We start from the raw sequence: 14,192 nt of genomic DNA, 5'->3' as shown, positions 1-14,192 counted from the left end.
TTCGTCACGTACCACGGCTCGGCGGGCGGTTCCACCGCCCACCGACGAGCGAGACGGGAGACCACGATGTCCGGTCCGATCAGGCTGTACATGTCGATGTCGCTCGACGGCTTCATCGCCGGTCCGGACGACCGGACCGGGCAGGAACTCGGCCGCGGCGGGGGTCGGCTGTTCAACTGGCTCGACGACCGCGACTCCGAGGGCCCGAACGGCCAGGTCTTCCGGGAGGCCATGGAGACCGGCGCGGTGATCTCGGGCCGCCGGACCTTCGAGCTCGCCGGCCGCTGGCAGGGCGACCACCACGACGGCGTGCCCGTCCTCGTCCTCACGCACCACGTCGACGACGGGGACGTGCCGCCCGGTCACACGCGGTTCGTGACCGACCCCCACGAGTGCGTGCGCGAGGCCCGTGCGGCGGCCGACGACAGAGCCGTCCTGGTCCACGGGGCCGGCGCAGCGCAGTCGCTGCTGCGTGCCGGGCTCCTGGACGAGATGGAGATCCACCTGGTGCAGGTCCTGCTCGGCGAGGGGCGGAGGCTGTTCGACAACCTCGGCGGCCGCCGCACCGAGTTGGAGCTCGTCCGCCGGCTCGACGGCGGGGACGTCGTCCACCTCCGCTACCGGGTGCACCGCGCGACCGAGGCGGACTGACCACCGCACCCGGCCACCAGCTGCCGTCGCGCTACCGGTTCCGGCTCACTCCGGCGCCGACCGCTTCCACGCCACGACCGCGGCGCCGGTGAGCGCGGCCCCCACCGCGACCACCCCACCCGCGATCTTCGCGGCGTGCTGCGCCTTCTCCGCCAGCCGGGCGCGCAGCGCCTGCAGGCCGGAGTCCAGCCGCTCGAGGCTCTCGCGGAGCTCGACCCGGGCCCGGGCGACCTCTTCGTCGCGGCCGTCGCGCTCCGCCGCCAGCTGCTCGCGGACCTCCGCCCGCAGCCGCGCCGAGGAGAGGACGGTGCCGTCCACGACCGGCCGCCTGTCGGTGACCACCAGCTCGTCCGTCCTGCCCACGGTGCCTCGCTCCCCTCGAACGGCGCGTCCCCACCATTCAACGCGGCGCGGCGGCGCCCGACCACGCCCGAACGGGCGGGTGCGATCAGCGCCGATGCCCGCTCTGCACGCTCGCTCAGGCGAACACCCGCCGCAGGTAACCGCCGACGCCGGCGACGTCGGACGCCGGGCCGCGGTGGCCCAGGTAGCCGTCCGGGCGGACGACGAACGCCTCGCCGTCCGAGGCGCGCAGGTGGGCCCGGACCTCGCCGGATCCGTCACGCAGCACCGGTGTCCGCAGGGGCGGGGCCTCGGCACCGGGGGCGAGCACGGCGACCGCACGGAGCCGGCCGTGGGCGAGCTCGGCCGCGGCGGCGGCGAGCTTGTCGAAGCCTGCGGCGCCCTCGACGGTGTCGGCGTACAGCAGGAGCGTGTGGCCGGGGCCCGCGAGTTCGGGCAGCAGCCGCACCGGGAAGCGCACGCCGCCGCGGACCAGCCCGCGGGCGTCGGGCACCCGGTCGCCCGGCTGCGGCGCGTCGACCGGGAGGCCGGGGTCGGCCGGGGACACGGCCGGGCTGCCGCGGTAGCCGACCAGTAGCTGTGCCTCGCGGCGGACCGTCGTCCACGGGTCGTCCCGGTCGATCTGGATCCCACCGCTGGTCGCGTGCCGCACGGTCCGCCCGACGACCTCCTCACCCACCGGCCGTCGCTCCGCGTCGTACGTGGCCAGCAGGCCGGGCGCGGCGACGCCGTCGACGGCGAGGGCCAGCCGCCAGGCCAGGCCGACGGCGTCCTGGATGCCGGTGTTCATGCCCTGGGCACCCGTCGGCGGGTGGATGTGCGCGGCGTCGCCGGCGACGAACACCCGGCCGCGTCCGTAGGCGTCGACGATGCGGTGGCTGATCCGGAAGACCGACGACCAGCGCAGGGTCGACGCGGTGCACGGCTCGGGCGCGAGCCGGTCGAGGACGGCCTGGATGTGGTGGAGCTCCGGCCGGCGGCCCGCCTCGAAGCCGTGCGCGACCTCCCCGGTGGCAGGAGTGGCCAGGTCGGGCGGGACCAGCATGGACATCCGGTAACGCCGGCCGCCGGGGAGCGGGATGGCGACCAGGATGTCGTCGCCGCGGGTGGCGCGCAGGGCGTAGCCGCGCGGCAGCGACCAGTCCACCTCGACGTCGCCGAGCATGTACTCCTCGGCGAACGCGCCGCCCTCGAAGGACAGCCCCAGGCCCTTGCGGACCGCGCTGTGCGCGCCGTCCGCGCCCACGAGGTACTTCGCCCGCACCCGCTCGCCGCCGGACAGCTCGGCCGTCACGCCCTCGTCGTCCTGGGTGAAGGAGAGCAGCTCGACGCCGCGCTCGGCCCGGGTGCCGTACCCGGCCAGGGCCTCGGCGAGCAGGCGTTCGGTCTCGTACTGCGGCAGCGCCAGGAAGGCGAAGGGCACGTCCGGCGGCACGTCCATGTCCACCCGGGCCACCTGCTCGCCGTCGCGCAGCACGATCTGGCCGCGCATCTCGATCCCGGCGTCGAGCGCGGGGCGCAGGACACCCGCGGCCTCCCACAGCTCGAGCGTGCGCGGCTGGATGCCGACGGCCTTTGCGTACTGCGGTGGCTCGACGAGCCTGTCGACGACCCGGACGTCGACGCCGCGGCGGCGCAGCTCGAGCGCGGCGGTCAGGCCGACCGGGCCGGCACCGACCACGAGGACGTCGACGGAACTCTCCTCCGGCATGGCTCTCCCCCTTGTGTGTCGATCGATCACTCGGGGGAGCGGGCCCGGACGCTACCGATCAGCGGCCGTCGCGGGAAGGGCTCGGCCCGGTTCGCCGGACCGGGTGATCACCGAACGCGCGTCCGGTCGTTGGGCCGAACGGGTGGTTCGGGGGGACCACGGCGGGGGGACGATGATCGAGCTGGAGCACGTGTCCAAGGTCTACCGGACCGGTGACATCGTGCTGCGGGCGCTCGACGACGTGAGCCTGCGGATCGACGACGGCGACCTCGTCGCGATCATGGGACCGTCCGGGTCCGGCAAGTCGACGATGATGAACATCCTCGGCTGCCTCGACGTCCCGACCTCGGGCACCTACCGGCTCGACGGGATCGACGTGGGCCGGCTGTCGGACAACCGGCTCGCCGACATCCGCAACCGCAAGATCGGCTTCGTCTTCCAGTCGTTCAACCTGCTGCCGCGGACCTCGGCGATCCGCAACGTCGAGCTGCCGATGGTGTACGCCGGCACGAAGGACCGCCGCACCCGCGCCCGCCGCGCACTCGCCCGGGTGGGGCTCGCCGAGCGGGGGAACCACCAGCCCAACGAGCTGTCCGGCGGCCAGCAGCAGCGCGTCGCCGTCGCCCGCGCCCTGGTCACGGACCCGACGATGATCCTCGCCGACGAGCCGACGGGGAACCTCGACACGGCCTCGACGGTCGACGTCATGAACCTGTTCGTGGAGCTCAACGAGGCGGGCCGGACGATCGTGCTGATCACGCACGAGCCCGAGGTCGCCGAGTTCGCCACGCGCGTCGTCACCCTGCGCGACGGCCACATCGTGGGGGACGAGCGGCGGTGAACCTCGGGGAGGCCGCCCGGATCGCGGCGCGCGGGCTGCGTACCAACAAGCTGCGGTCGGTCCTGACGATGCTCGGGATCATCATCGGCGTCGCCGCGGTGATCGTGCTGGTGGCGTTCGGCAACGGCCTGCAGCGCTTCGTCGCCGACGCCTTCGGCCCACTGGCCAACCAGATCCAGATCACCAAGACCCAGGGCGCGATCAGCGGGAACAGGGCCGCCCGCGACCTCACCGACGCGGACGTCGACGCGCTCGCCGACACGGGCCGCGCGCCCGCGGTCGCGTCCGTGACCCCGTCGGTGAACGGCAGCGCACTGCTGCAGGTGACCGGCGACGGGCAGCACCGGTCGTCGATCCTCGGGACCCAGGCCGACCACCTCGACGTCGCCAACCGCGAGCTCGTCGTCGGCTCCTTCTTCGACGAGCAGCAGGCCCGCAACAAGGCCAAGGTCGTGGTGCTCGGGCCGAACCCCGTGGCCACGCTGTTCGCCGGCCAGGCGGGCGAGGCCCTGGGCAAGGACGTCCGGATCGGCCGCACGACCTTCCGCGTGATCGGCGTGCTCAAGGCCAACGGCCAGCAGGACGACGTGGCGGTCATGCCCCTCGGCACCGCCCGCAGCTACCTGCTCGGCGGCGGCGACGTCGTCGACTCGATCACGCTGCGCGCGGTCTCGACCGACGCGGTGCCGCAGGCCGTGCAGCAGGCCTCGGCGATCCTGGACCAGCGGCACGCGATCCGGGACCCGGGCGAGCGGGACTTCACCGTGACCGCGCTGCAGAGCCTGCTAGACCAGTCCTCGCAGGTGCTGTCCTTCGTCACGATCTTCGTGGCCGCGGTCGCCGGGATCTCGCTGGTCGTGGGCAGCATCGGCGTCGCCAACATCATGCTGGTCACGGTCACGGAGCGGACCCGCGAGATCGGCATCCGCAAGGCCATCGGCGCCCGCCGCCGCGCGATCCTCCAGCAGTTCCTGATCGAGTCGATGATCCTCACCGGGGTCGGGGGGGTGCTCGGCATCCTGCTCGGCATCGGCCTGTCCGTGGCGGCCGGGATCGTGCTGCCCCGGCTCGTCACCGACTTCCCCGCCCCGGCCGTGTCGGTGGGCTCCGTGGTGCTCGCCTTCACCGTGAGCCTGCTCATCGGGCTGGTCGCCGGCGGCTACCCCGCCAACCGCGCGGCCCGGATGCGGCCCATCGACGCCCTCCGGCACCAATGATCCCGACGACCCGGGGAGTGATTCCCACCGTGAGCGCACGGACCGCAGCGAAGACGACCCGGGCCCGCGCGCTGCGCGCCGCCGGGCTGGCCGGACTGCTCGCCCTGGCCGCGGCCTGCACCGGGGACACAACGACGGCGCCGACCGCCGTCGTCGACCGGGGCACGGTGTCCACCGCCGTCTCGGCCTCGGGCACCCTCGTGTCGATCACGCAGCAGAACCTCGGGTTCGCCGACCGCGGGCAGATCGCGGAGCTGTTCGTGAAGGTGGGCGACGCCGTGCAGGCCGGCCAGCCGCTCGCCCGGCTGGACGACGCCGCCGCCCGCTCCCGGCTCGCCTCCGCGCAGGCGCAGCTGGACCAGCAGCAGGCCTCGCTCGGCAAGCTGACCGGCGGGAACTCGGTCGAGGCGGCGCAGGCGGCGCTCGACTCCGCCCGGGAGATCCTCGACGCCACCCGCGGACAGGTCGCCGCCACGGACGCCGCGGACGCCTCCGCGATCGACCGGGCCAGGGTGCAGCTCGCCTTCGACGAGAAGCAGCTGGAGCTGGCGAAGCGGCAGCTGGAGAAGGACCAGAAGGCGTGCCGGAGCGGCTCGACGACGCCCACTACGCCGGCGCCCACGGCGCGGCCGGCGACGGAGGGCAGCTCGGAGGGAACGGGCTTGCTCACCGGCCTGTCGAACGCGAACACGAACTCGTCCCCCACCGGCGCCGGTACCAGCACCGGTACCAACCCCGCCTGCACCGCCATCCCCACCGACAAGCAGGCCGTGCAGACCGCCAAGGGCGCCGTCATCCAGTCCCGCACCGCCCTCGACGCCGCCGAACACCAGCGCGACACCGACCGCGCAGCCGGCCGCGTGAACATCGCCAACGCCGAGAGTGCCGTCTCGGACGCCCAGAGCCGGCTCGACAGTGCCGGCAACGACGCCCCCGCCGACATCGACGTGCAGGAGGCCGTGGTCCGCGACGCCGAGAACAGCGTCGCCGACGCCCGGCGGGCCGTGGAGGACACCGTGCTGCGCGCCCCGGTCGCCGGCACCGTGTCCGCGATCAACGGCGCGGTCGGGGACTTCGTCGCCGCGGCCGGCGGCGCGACCCCGCTGGCCCCCGGCACGGACGCCCGGATCCCGGTGGCCGCCGGGGGACGACCGACGCCGCTGCCGCCGCCGACCCCGCCGGGAACGGCGCCTTCATCACCCTGAACGACCTGCAGACCTTCCAGCTCGTCGTCCCGTTCGAGGAGAGCGACGCGGCGCAGGTGCAGCCGAACCAGCGGGTCGACGTGACCGTGGACGCGGTGCCGGACCTGACCTCGCCGGGCACGGTGGTGGCCGTCGCGCCGACCGCGGACCAGATCTCCGGGGTGGTCAGCTACTACGCGACGATCGTGCTCACCCAGGTCGACCCGCAGCTGAAGGACGGCCAGACCGCGCAGGCGGACGTGCTGACCCGCACCGTCGCCGACGTCCTCCGCGTGCCCGCCGCCGCGGTCCGGCAGGAGAACGGGAGGTCGGTCGTCTCGCTGCCGGGCTCGGACGGCCGGCCCGTCACCCGCGAGTTCACCCCCGGCCTGGTCGGCGACCGGTTCACCGAGGTCCGCGCCGGGCTCGACGAGGGCCAGCAGGTGCTGCTGCCGCAGGCCACCGTCGAGGCGACGGCGAACGGCGGCGGTGGCCCACGCGGCAACTGACGCGCCGGCCCGGCTAACGGGAAGCGAGATCGCTGCGAGACGCACGAGGCAACCGCCGACCCCGGGAGGCCACGTGGACGCCGTCGCGCGACTCCGCCGGTGGCCGGGGCTGCTCGCCGGGGGCGCCCTGGTCGCGGGCGGCACGGCGCTCCTCGGCCCGGGTCCCGCCCGGCGGACCGGCGTCCCGCGGCCGCTCTCCTGTGTGGCGGTCGCTCTCGGCGGGGCCATCGTCGCGAACGAGCTGACGGGCAGGCCGGTGCCCTTCCTGCGCTGGTCGTTCCTCCGGCTGCTGGTGGGGATCAGGCACTTCGCGAGGACGGGTCAGATCGGGGACGGCAGGGAGGAGGCCTTCGCCCGGTACCTCGTCGCCCATGCCCGGCCCGGCGACGTCGACGACGCGATCCGCACCGCCGACGAGTTCTGCCGCACCGGCCGGATCCTCGCCGCCGTCGGCGACGAGAAGGGGCCGATCCTCGAGCGGGCGGTGGCGGCCGCCCACCCACATCGCATCCTGGAGCTGGGCACCTACTGCGGCTACAGCGCGCTCAGGATGACCCGGGCCACACCGTCCGACGCACATCTGTACTCGGTGGAGTTCAACGCGGCGAACGCCGACATCGCGCGTCGCGTCATCGCCCACGCAGGGGTCGCCGACCGCGTGACGGTGGTCGTCGGGTCGCTCGGCGACGGCGGCGGGACGCTGCAGCGCCTGCGGGACGACCACGGCTTTTCGCCCGGGTCGCTCGATCTCGTGTTCCTCGACCACGACAAGGACCGCTACCTCGCCGATCTCGAGCTGGTCCTCGAGTCCGGCTGGCTGCACCCTGGCTCCGTCGTCGTGGCGGACAACGTGCTGGTCCCCGGCGCCCCGGCCTACCGCGCCTACATGGCCGAGCACGAGGGCGGCCTGTGGCACACGACCGAGCACCCCGCGCACGTCGAGTACCAGTCGCTGGTCAAGGACCTGGTCCTCGAGTCGGAGTACCGCGGCGGCTGACGCCCCCTGCGGGCCTCAGCGCATCGCCTTCTCGGTGGTCTTCTGCAGGATCTCGGGGAGGTCGGTGCCGCGCTTCTCGCTGCTGTAGAGGTCGAGCCGGTTGGTGGCCTCGGCGAACCGCAGGAAGGTGTCCACACTGGCCACGACCACGCGGGCGTCGATCGTGAGGAGCTCGATGCCCACGATGGACACGCGGACGAACACGTCGATCACGAGCCCCTTGTCCAGGATCAGCTCGACGACGTCGGCCAGCCCGCTGGAGCCGCCTCCGCCCGAACGCTGGACGTGACCGCCACCCGTCGTCGCCACCGTCACCGTGTCCTCCCTCCGTCGACGAGATCAGATACCCGGTCCGGTGACGCGGGACGCGTGACGAGGGGAAGTTGGGCCGCGCGGGTGATCGCGGGCGGCCGCCCGGGCGAGCGGGCCGGATCGCCGCGCGGGGCGTGAGTCCGCGCAGGGCGGGCATCTCGACCGTATGCAGACTCCCCACGACTTCCCCCGTACCGCCATCGTCACCGGCTCCGACTCGGGCATCGGGCGGGCCACCGCCGTCGCGCTGGCGAAGGCCGGCTGCGACGTGGGCATCACCTGGCACGAGGACGAGAAGGGCGCCGAGAACACCGCGCAGGAGGTCCGTGAGCTGGGGCGGCGGGCCGAGGTCCGCCGGCTGGACCTGACCGAGCTGCCCGGGGCCGCGGACGTCGTCGACGAGCTGGCCGAGGCCCTCGGGGGCGTGGACGTGCTGGTCAACGGCTCGGGCACCGGGACCGCGACGCCGCTGCTGGAGCTGGGCTTCGACCAGTGGCGCGAGGTGATCTCGACCGACCTCGACGGCGCCTTCCTCTGCCTGCAGCGCGCGGCCAGGCGGATGGTCGACGCGGGCCGGGGCGGGCGGATCGTGAACATCACCAGCGTGCACGAGCACGCGCCCCGGGTCGGCGCGGCGCCGTACTGCGCGGCGAAGGGTGGCCTCGGGCTACTGACCAGGACCGCGGCGATCGAGCTCGCCGGGCACGGCATCACGGTGAACGCGGTGGCGCCCGGCGAGATCGCGACGCCGATGACCGGGCAGGAGGACGAGGACCCGACGCAGGCCGACCGGCCCGGGGTGCCGCTCGGCCGGCCCGGGCACGCGTGGGAGATCGCCGACGTGATCGCGTTCCTCGCCTCGCCCGCCGCGTCCTACGTCACCGGCGCCTCGTGGGTGGTCGACGGCGGGATGCTGCAGATGGGCCCGATGGCGGGCTCCCACCTGCCCTCGGACGACTGGCGGCGCGGCTGACCGGCCCATGTTTCCCTTCGTCCTCGTGCCCGGGCTCGGCCTCTCCGGGGCGAGCTGGGGTCCGACCCTCTCCGTGCTGGGGGCCGGGGCGGACGTCGTCACGGTGCCCGGCTTCGGCAGGCGGGCGCCCCGCGGCACCCCGCTCGACCCCACGGCCCAGGCCTGCCGGGTCCTGGAGGCGGCCGACCTCGCCGGCCGGGTCCTGCTGGGGCACTCGGCGAGCTGCCAGATCGTGACCGAGGCGGCGGCCCGGGCGCGGCGCCCGCCGGCGGCGGTGGTCCTCGTCGGCCCGACGACCGATCCCTCCGGGTGCACGTGGCCGCGCCTGGTGGAGCGGTGGCTGCGGACGGCCGCGCACGAATGGCCCGCCCAGGCCCCGCTGCTCGTGCGGGACTACCTGCGGACCGGACTCGGCGGGATGGCCCGCGCGCTGGACGCGGCCCGGCGGCACCGGATCGAGCCCGCGCTCGCGGCGACGCGCTGCCCCGTGCTCGTCGTCCGGGGTAAGCGCGACCGGATCGCGCCCGCCGGGTGGACCGAGCACCTCGCGCGCACGGCGCCGAGGGGACGGGCGTTCACCCTGCCCGCGGGCGGGCACATGGTGCCGCTGACCCACCCGGAGCTGCTCGCCCCGGTCCTCCGGGGCCTCGGCTGAGATCGGGCCCGGCCCGCACGGGGCTCGCGCACCCGCCGTCAGGCTCCGGCCCGGGCGGCCCGCGCGGCGCCGAGCGGGGCGAGCACGTCCCGGTAGGTCTCCTCGACGGCGTCGACCATGGCGTCGAAGGACAGGGCGGCCGCCCGGCGGAGGGCGCCCTCGCGCAGCCGCCTGCCGAGCACCGGCCGGGTGACGACGGCGTGCAGGGCCCGGGCGAGCGACGCCGCGTCGCCGGGCGGGACGAGCAGCCCGTTGCGGCCCGACCGCACCTGGTCCGGGACGCCGCCGACGGCCGCGCCGACCACCGGGACCCCGGCGGTGAAGGCCTCCAGCACCACCATCGGGTCGCCCTCGGTCCAGGAGGTCACGGCCAGGACGTCCATCCACGTCAGCAGCGTCCGCGCGTCGGGCCGGTAGCCCAGCCAGAGCACCCGGCCGTCCAGGCCGAGCCACCGGGCGAGGCCGTGCAGCCGCTCGGCGGCGGGCCCCTCGCCGATCACCGGGAAGAGGGCGGTGGGCAGGCGGGGCGCCAGCAGCGCGGCGGCCTGCAGGAACACGTCGACGCCCTTGTCGGGCTGCAGCCGGCACACCCGACCGATCACGGGCCTGCCCCGCCAGGACGGCGGCGCGGCCCCGTGCGACGGGCCGTGGGTCACGGCCGGGACCACGACCCGGACCGCGCCCTCCGGCAGCCGGTACTGCTCGGACAGTCGCGCGGCGACGGGCCGCGAGACGGCCAGCACGAGTCCTGCCCTCCGCAGGGCCGTGCGGGCGTGGGCGCGGTCGGCCGCGGTCCGCCACGGCGCCTCGGTGTGTTCGGTGACGACGAGCGCGGTGCCCCGCGGGACGGCCCGGGCGGCCGCGAGCGTGGCGGCGTGCATGTGGGCGTGGACGACGTCCGGACGGACCTGGCCGAGCAGCTCGGCCAGCCCGTCGGCGAACTGCGGGCACGGGCGCCGCGTGACCCGCTCGGGTGCGACCACGTGCCACCGCACTCCCGCGCGCCGCAGCTCGGCGGCCAGTGGCCCGGCGGCCGAGGCGGCGACGTCCACCCGGTGCCCGCGCCGCGCGAGCGCGCAGGCCAGGTCGACGACGTGCCGTTCCGCCCCGCCCGGATCGAGCGAGTCCAGCACCTGCACGACGGCCACCACGGGCGCCCGCCTATCCCCTGATCGACGGGATAAACGCCCGCGGTGATCGGTTCCGGAGGGGACGGCCGGTCAGCGCCGGGCGGCGCGTCACGCGCCGTCCGGCTTGCCCCCGAGGTGGCTCTTGATCTCCTTCATCACCGTGTTGGGCCCGTCGACCTCGCGCAGCCCCTTCAGGGTCTCCACCAGGTCGTCCGGCGCGCCGTTCTTCGACGCCAGCTCGGCGAGCTGCCCGCCGTCGGCCGGGTAGTCGGCACCCTTGAGGTACTTCTGCACCTCGTTGACCTGGAAGGCCGGGCCCTCGACGTCCTTGTACTGCTTCTCGTCCTTCGAGTTGCCGCCCGGGGTCGAGCCGCCGAGCTCGCCCTTCAGCTCGGCCATCACCGTGTTCGGCCCGTCGACCTGGCGGAGCCCGCGGAGGGACTCGACGAGCTCCTTGTCCGCGCCGTTCTTCTCGGCCAGCTTCGCCAGCTCGCCGCCGTCCATCGGGTAGTCCGCGCCCTTGAGCGCCTTCTGCACCTCGGTCACCTGGAACGCCATGTCGGAGGCGTACCCGTCGCGCGCGGGCTCACGCCCACGATCGGCGCGGACCGCACGTACGGTGGGCACGTGACGGATCTCCGGTTCTACTTCGACCCGGCCTGCCCGTTCGCGTGGATGACCAGCAAGTGGGTCCGTACCGTCCAGCGCCGACGCCGGTACGGGGTCGAGTGGCGGTTCGTCTCGCTGCGCCTGCTCAACGCACACGTCGACTACGAGGCCCACTTCCCGGCGGGCTACGAGGCGGGACACACCGCCGGGCTGCGGCTGCTGCGGCTGGCGGCCCGGGTGCGCGAGGAGCACGGGCCCGAGGCCGTCGGGCCGCTGTACGAGGCGCTGGGCGAGCTGCTCTACGAACGGACCGAGCAGCCGGGCGAGGGCGCCTCACGCACGCGCGCGATCGCGGCGGAGGCGCTCGCGACGGTCGGGCTGCCGGCCCGGCTCGTCACCACTCTGGACGACGCGGAGCTCGACGAGGTGGTCCGCGCCGAGACGGACGAGGCGCTCACCCTGACCGGCAAGGACGTCGGCACCCCGATCCTGCACTTCGCCCCGCCGGAGGGGACCGCGTTGTTCGGCCCCGTCATCAGCAGGCTGCCGGCCGAGGAGGACGCGGTCCGGCTGTGGGACCACGTCGTGGCGCTCGCCGGGTTCCCGGGGTTCGCCGAGCTCAAGCGCAGCCTGCGGGAGCGGCCGCAGCTGCCCTCCTTCGGCGTGCGGCCGGGCGAGGTCGGGCTGGAGGAGGACTGGCACGCCGGGAGCCACCGCCTCAAGCGCTGACCTCACCTTCCCCACCTATCTCGCGCGCCGGAGCATCCGCACGCCCAGCAGGATCGCGCCGACGACGAGCGCGACGCCGATGAGCTGCAGGCCCGGGGAGTCGTCGGCCTCGCCGTGCACGACGGCGGCGCCACCGAGCGCGGCCGCGAGGACGGGGCCCAGGACGGCGACGACGACGGGCAGAAGGTTCCTCACGAGGTCTCCTTCGCGGCTGTCTCGACGGGCCGTGTCCACCCCACCGCGACACGGACCGCCTCTCGACGGTCGATCAACAGTGAGCGAGTATCACTGCATATCTATCGAGAGTCAATCGATGACGACCGACGGGCCGGAGCCGCGGCCGGTAACGCGGTGCCGGGGCCGCGCGAGCCAGCCCGTGCGGCCCCCTCCGCCGGTCCGCGGAGGGAGGGCCCGTGAGCACGACCGATCCCGACATCGCGCTCCACGACTTCACCGACCTCGACCACGCCGCGCTGCCGGCGACCTACGTCGCGGCGCTCGAGGCCTTCGACCGGCTCCCGCTGCTGCGGGAGCTCAAGTCCCTCGCGATCGAGCGCACCGGGACCGGGCCGGGCCGCCGGGTGCTGGACGTCGGGTGCGGGTTCGGGCTCGAGACCCTCCGGCTCGCCCGGCTCGTGCAGCCGGGCGGCGCGGTCACCGGCGTCGACCTCAGCGCGGACTTCGTCGCCGAGGGCCGGCGCCGGGCGGCCGCCGCGGGGGTGCCGGTCGAGCTGCTGCGGGCGGACGCGCAGCACCTGCCCTTCGCCGACGCCTCCTTCGACGTCACCCGCGTCGAGCGCGTCCTGATCTACCTCGACGACCCGTGGCGCGCGCTGCGCGAGATGGTGCGCGTGACCCGGCCGGGCGGAGCGATCGCGGTCATCGCGCCGGACTTCGACACCAACACCGTGAACGTGCCGGACAAGGGGCTGGCCCGGGCGGTGCTGGCGCACGAGTGCGACACCGCCGTGGTGCACGGGCTGCTGGCCCGCGACCTGCGCGGACACCTCCTCGACCTGGGCGTGCGGGACATGGAGATCGCGAGCCGGATGGTCGTGTTCGACCCGGACCTCGCGGCGCAGTACTTCACCGGCGTCGGCCGCTCCGCCGGGGCGGTCGGGGTGATCGACGAGCGGGCGACCGAGCGCTGGGTCGCGACGATCGACGAGCTGCACCGCACCGACCGGCTCTTCGCCGCGATCGGCTACTACCTGTTCACCGGCCGGGTCGGCTGACCGTCAGCCGGCGAACTCGAGCACCGGCAGCCCGCGCACCCCGGGCGTGAGGGCGAACAGCGCCCCGGCCAGCGGCTCCGCCCCGCGGTCCGCGCCCTCGGCGGAGGTGGTCACGTAGAGCGTGTCGAGGCCCGGGCCGCCGAACGTGCAGGCCGTGACCCGGGAGACCGGCAGCGGGACGCGGGCGTCGAGCCGGCCGTCGGGTGTGTAGCGGTGCACCGCGGAGCCCTCCCACAGCGCGACCCACACGCCGCCCTCCGCGTCGACCGTGAGCCCGTCGGGGTGGCCGCCGGTGACCCCGGCGAACGGCCGCCGGGCCGTGGGGCCGGCGTCGAGGTCGAACACGTCGATCCGCCCGGTAGGGGTGTCGATGTAGTAGACCCGCGTGCCCGTCGGGTCCGGGCAGAACCCGTTGGAGACGGTGACGCCGGCGAGGACCGGCTCCACGGCGAGGTCCGGGCCGAGCCGGAAGAGGGTGCCGGCGCCGGGGCGCTCGTCGTAAGCCATGGTGCCGCACCAGAAGGCGCCGTCCGGGGTGCAGCCGCCGTCGTTGAACCGGACGCCGGGGTCGCTCCACACCGGACCGAGGTCGCGCTCGCAGCGGAGGTCGTCGTCGAGCAGGAGGAGGTTGCGCTCGGCGGCGAGGACGACCCCGCCACCGCGGCGCGGGCGGAAGGCGGCGGCCACGTCGCCGACGTGCGTGCGCCGGACCTCGCCGCCGGCGAGCTCGAGGATGTCACCGGCGAGCATGTCCACCCACCGCACCCCGGCCCACGAGGGATGCCAGACCGGGCCCTCGCCGTGGTGGGCCACCGGCCCCGTGACCGGCTCCGCCGTCAGTTCCCGCATGCAGCGCCTCCCTCGTCCCTGTGCGTGCCGATAGTGGCCAAAGCGACTGTCGGCACGCACGACGGGGCGTCAGGCGTTGCGGACGGACGCCGCGTCGTGCAGGTCGAGGAGGTCCACCGACTTCTCCCGCATCTCCACCTTGCGGACCTTGCCGGTCACCGTCATCGGGAACTCGTCGACCACCAGCACGTAGCGCGGGATCTTGTAGTGGGCCAGCTTCCCGGTGG

16 protein-coding genes and 1 pseudogene are annotated in these 14,192 nt (G+C 74.8%); 10 read left to right on the top strand and 7 right to left on the bottom strand.

Annotated elements, in window-relative coordinates:
* The first annotated feature begins 66 nt into the window (after positions 1-66).
* Positions 67-651 (top strand): dihydrofolate reductase family protein, encoded by a 585-nt coding sequence (locus ABD990_RS31175; RefSeq protein WP_345384377.1) that lies wholly within the window; start codon positions 67-69, stop codon positions 649-651.
* 45 nt (positions 652-696) lie between these two features.
* On the opposite strand, the gene ABD990_RS31170 is transcribed toward ABD990_RS31175, so the two are convergent.
* Together ABD990_RS31170 and ABD990_RS31165 are read right to left on the bottom strand one after the other, a co-directional pair.
* Positions 697-1,014: a hypothetical protein gene (locus ABD990_RS31170; RefSeq protein WP_345384376.1), complete on the bottom strand. Its 318-nt coding sequence runs from the start codon at positions 1,012-1,014 to the stop codon at positions 697-699.
* 115 nt (positions 1,015-1,129) lie between these two features.
* A complete protein-coding gene (locus tag ABD990_RS31165; RefSeq protein WP_345384375.1) occupies positions 1,130-2,725 on the bottom strand; it encodes an FAD-dependent monooxygenase in 1,596 nt (531 codons plus the stop codon).
* Positions 2,726-2,897: 172 nt separating this feature from the next.
* On the opposite strand from ABD990_RS31165, the gene ABD990_RS31160 reads away from it, so the two are divergent.
* The 5 genes from ABD990_RS31160 to ABD990_RS31140 all read left to right on the top strand — a co-directional run bounded on the left by ABD990_RS31160 (position 2,898) and on the right by ABD990_RS31140 (position 7,473).
* Positions 2,898-3,566: an ABC transporter ATP-binding protein gene (locus tag ABD990_RS31160; protein WP_345384374.1), complete on the top strand. Its 669-nt coding sequence runs from the start codon at positions 2,898-2,900 to the stop codon at positions 3,564-3,566.
* Positions 3,563-4,783: an ABC transporter permease gene (locus ABD990_RS31155; RefSeq protein WP_345384373.1), complete on the top strand. Its 1,221-nt coding sequence runs from the start codon at positions 3,563-3,565 to the stop codon at positions 4,781-4,783. Before ABD990_RS31160 ends, ABD990_RS31155 begins: the two co-directional genes overlap by 4 nt.
* Before the next feature lie 29 nt (positions 4,784-4,812).
* Entirely contained in the window at positions 4,813-5,988 is a 1,176-nt protein-coding gene (locus ABD990_RS31150) for an HlyD family secretion protein (RefSeq protein WP_345384372.1), read from the top strand.
* Entirely contained in the window at positions 5,979-6,476 is a 498-nt protein-coding gene (locus tag ABD990_RS31145; protein WP_345384432.1) for an efflux RND transporter periplasmic adaptor subunit, read from the top strand. Before ABD990_RS31150 ends, ABD990_RS31145 begins: the two co-directional genes overlap by 10 nt.
* A 73-nt stretch (positions 6,477-6,549) precedes the next feature.
* Entirely contained in the window at positions 6,550-7,473 is a 924-nt protein-coding gene (locus ABD990_RS31140; protein ID WP_345384371.1) for an O-methyltransferase, read from the top strand.
* Positions 7,474-7,503: 30 nt separating this feature from the next.
* On the opposite strand, the pseudogene gvpJ reads toward ABD990_RS31140, so the two are convergent.
* Positions 7,504-7,788 (bottom strand): annotated as a pseudogene (gene gvpJ / locus ABD990_RS31135) (gas vesicle protein GvpJ); the annotation flags it as partial.
* 163 nt (positions 7,789-7,951) lie between these two features.
* On the opposite strand from gvpJ, the gene ABD990_RS31130 reads away from it, so the two are divergent.
* Together ABD990_RS31130 and ABD990_RS31125 are read left to right on the top strand one after the other, a co-directional pair.
* Positions 7,952-8,758 (top strand): SDR family oxidoreductase, encoded by an 807-nt coding sequence (locus tag ABD990_RS31130; protein ID WP_345384370.1) that lies wholly within the window; start codon positions 7,952-7,954, stop codon positions 8,756-8,758.
* Between the two features lie 7 nt (positions 8,759-8,765).
* A complete protein-coding gene (locus tag ABD990_RS31125; RefSeq protein WP_345384369.1) occupies positions 8,766-9,413 on the top strand; it encodes an alpha/beta fold hydrolase in 648 nt (215 codons plus the stop codon).
* Positions 9,414-9,451: 38 nt separating this feature from the next.
* Here ABD990_RS31125 and ABD990_RS31120 read toward each other — a convergent pair whose 3' ends face one another.
* Together ABD990_RS31120 and ABD990_RS31115 are read right to left on the bottom strand one after the other, a co-directional pair.
* Complete coding sequence (locus tag ABD990_RS31120; protein WP_345384368.1) at positions 9,452-10,564, bottom strand: glycosyltransferase family 4 protein; 1,113 nt, start codon at positions 10,562-10,564, stop codon at positions 9,452-9,454.
* An 87-nt stretch (positions 10,565-10,651) separates the two neighbouring features.
* Positions 10,652-11,101, bottom strand: coding sequence for a DUF2795 domain-containing protein (locus ABD990_RS31115; protein ID WP_345384367.1), 450 nt, complete (start codon positions 11,099-11,101; stop codon positions 10,652-10,654).
* Between the two features lie 117 nt (positions 11,102-11,218).
* Between ABD990_RS31115 and ABD990_RS31110 the strand changes: the two genes are divergently transcribed.
* Positions 11,219-11,881, top strand: a complete 663-nt coding sequence (locus ABD990_RS31110) for a mycothiol-dependent nitroreductase Rv2466c family protein (protein ID WP_425569697.1) — start codon at positions 11,219-11,221, stop codon at positions 11,879-11,881.
* A gap of 15 nt (positions 11,882-11,896) precedes the next feature.
* Here the strand turns inward: ABD990_RS31110 and ABD990_RS31105 are convergent, their stop codons facing one another.
* The gene (locus tag ABD990_RS31105; RefSeq protein ID WP_345384365.1) at positions 11,897-12,076 is read right to left on the bottom strand and encodes a hypothetical protein; all 180 of its coding nucleotides are present in this window, start codon (positions 12,074-12,076) and stop codon (positions 11,897-11,899) included.
* A gap of 218 nt (positions 12,077-12,294) precedes the next feature.
* On the opposite strand from ABD990_RS31105, the gene ABD990_RS31100 reads away from it, so the two are divergent.
* Positions 12,295-13,116, top strand: a complete 822-nt coding sequence (locus tag ABD990_RS31100; protein ID WP_345384364.1) for a methyltransferase domain-containing protein — start codon at positions 12,295-12,297, stop codon at positions 13,114-13,116.
* Positions 13,117-13,119: 3 nt separating this feature from the next.
* Here ABD990_RS31100 and ABD990_RS31095 read toward each other — a convergent pair whose 3' ends face one another.
* Positions 13,120-13,965 carry an SMP-30/gluconolactonase/LRE family protein gene (locus ABD990_RS31095; protein WP_345384363.1) on the bottom strand — a complete coding sequence of 282 codons (846 nt, stop codon included), beginning with the start codon at positions 13,963-13,965 and terminating at the stop codon, positions 13,120-13,122.
* Between the last annotated feature and the right edge of the window lie 227 nt (positions 13,966-14,192).

It is taken from the genome of Pseudonocardia yuanmonensis (genome assembly GCF_039542425.1).
Lineage (GTDB): Bacteria > Actinomycetota > Actinomycetes > Mycobacteriales > Pseudonocardiaceae > Pseudonocardia > Pseudonocardia yuanmonensis.
This window is presented reverse-complemented; position numbering and strand designations above follow the sequence as displayed.

Coding starts and splice junctions, on each gene's coding strand:
- ABD990_RS31175 (WP_345384377.1), top strand. CDS start 67: ATGTCCGGTCCGATCAGGCTGTACATGTCGATGTCGCTCGACGGCTTC.
- ABD990_RS31165 (WP_345384375.1), bottom strand. CDS start 2,725: ATGCCGGAGGAGAGTTCCGTCGACGTCCTCGTGGTCGGTGCCGGCCCG.
- ABD990_RS31160 (WP_345384374.1), top strand. CDS start 2,898: ATGATCGAGCTGGAGCACGTGTCCAAGGTCTACCGGACCGGTGACATC.
- ABD990_RS31130 (WP_345384370.1), top strand. CDS start 7,952: ATGCAGACTCCCCACGACTTCCCCCGTACCGCCATCGTCACCGGCTCC.
- ABD990_RS31125 (WP_345384369.1), top strand. CDS start 8,766: ATGTTTCCCTTCGTCCTCGTGCCCGGGCTCGGCCTCTCCGGGGCGAGC.
- ABD990_RS31115 (WP_345384367.1), bottom strand. CDS start 11,101: ATGGCGTTCCAGGTGACCGAGGTGCAGAAGGCGCTCAAGGGCGCGGAC.
- ABD990_RS31110 (WP_425569697.1), top strand. CDS start 11,219: ATGACCAGCAAGTGGGTCCGTACCGTCCAGCGCCGACGCCGGTACGGG.
- ABD990_RS31095 (WP_345384363.1), bottom strand. CDS start 13,965: ATGCGGGAACTGACGGCGGAGCCGGTCACGGGGCCGGTGGCCCACCAC.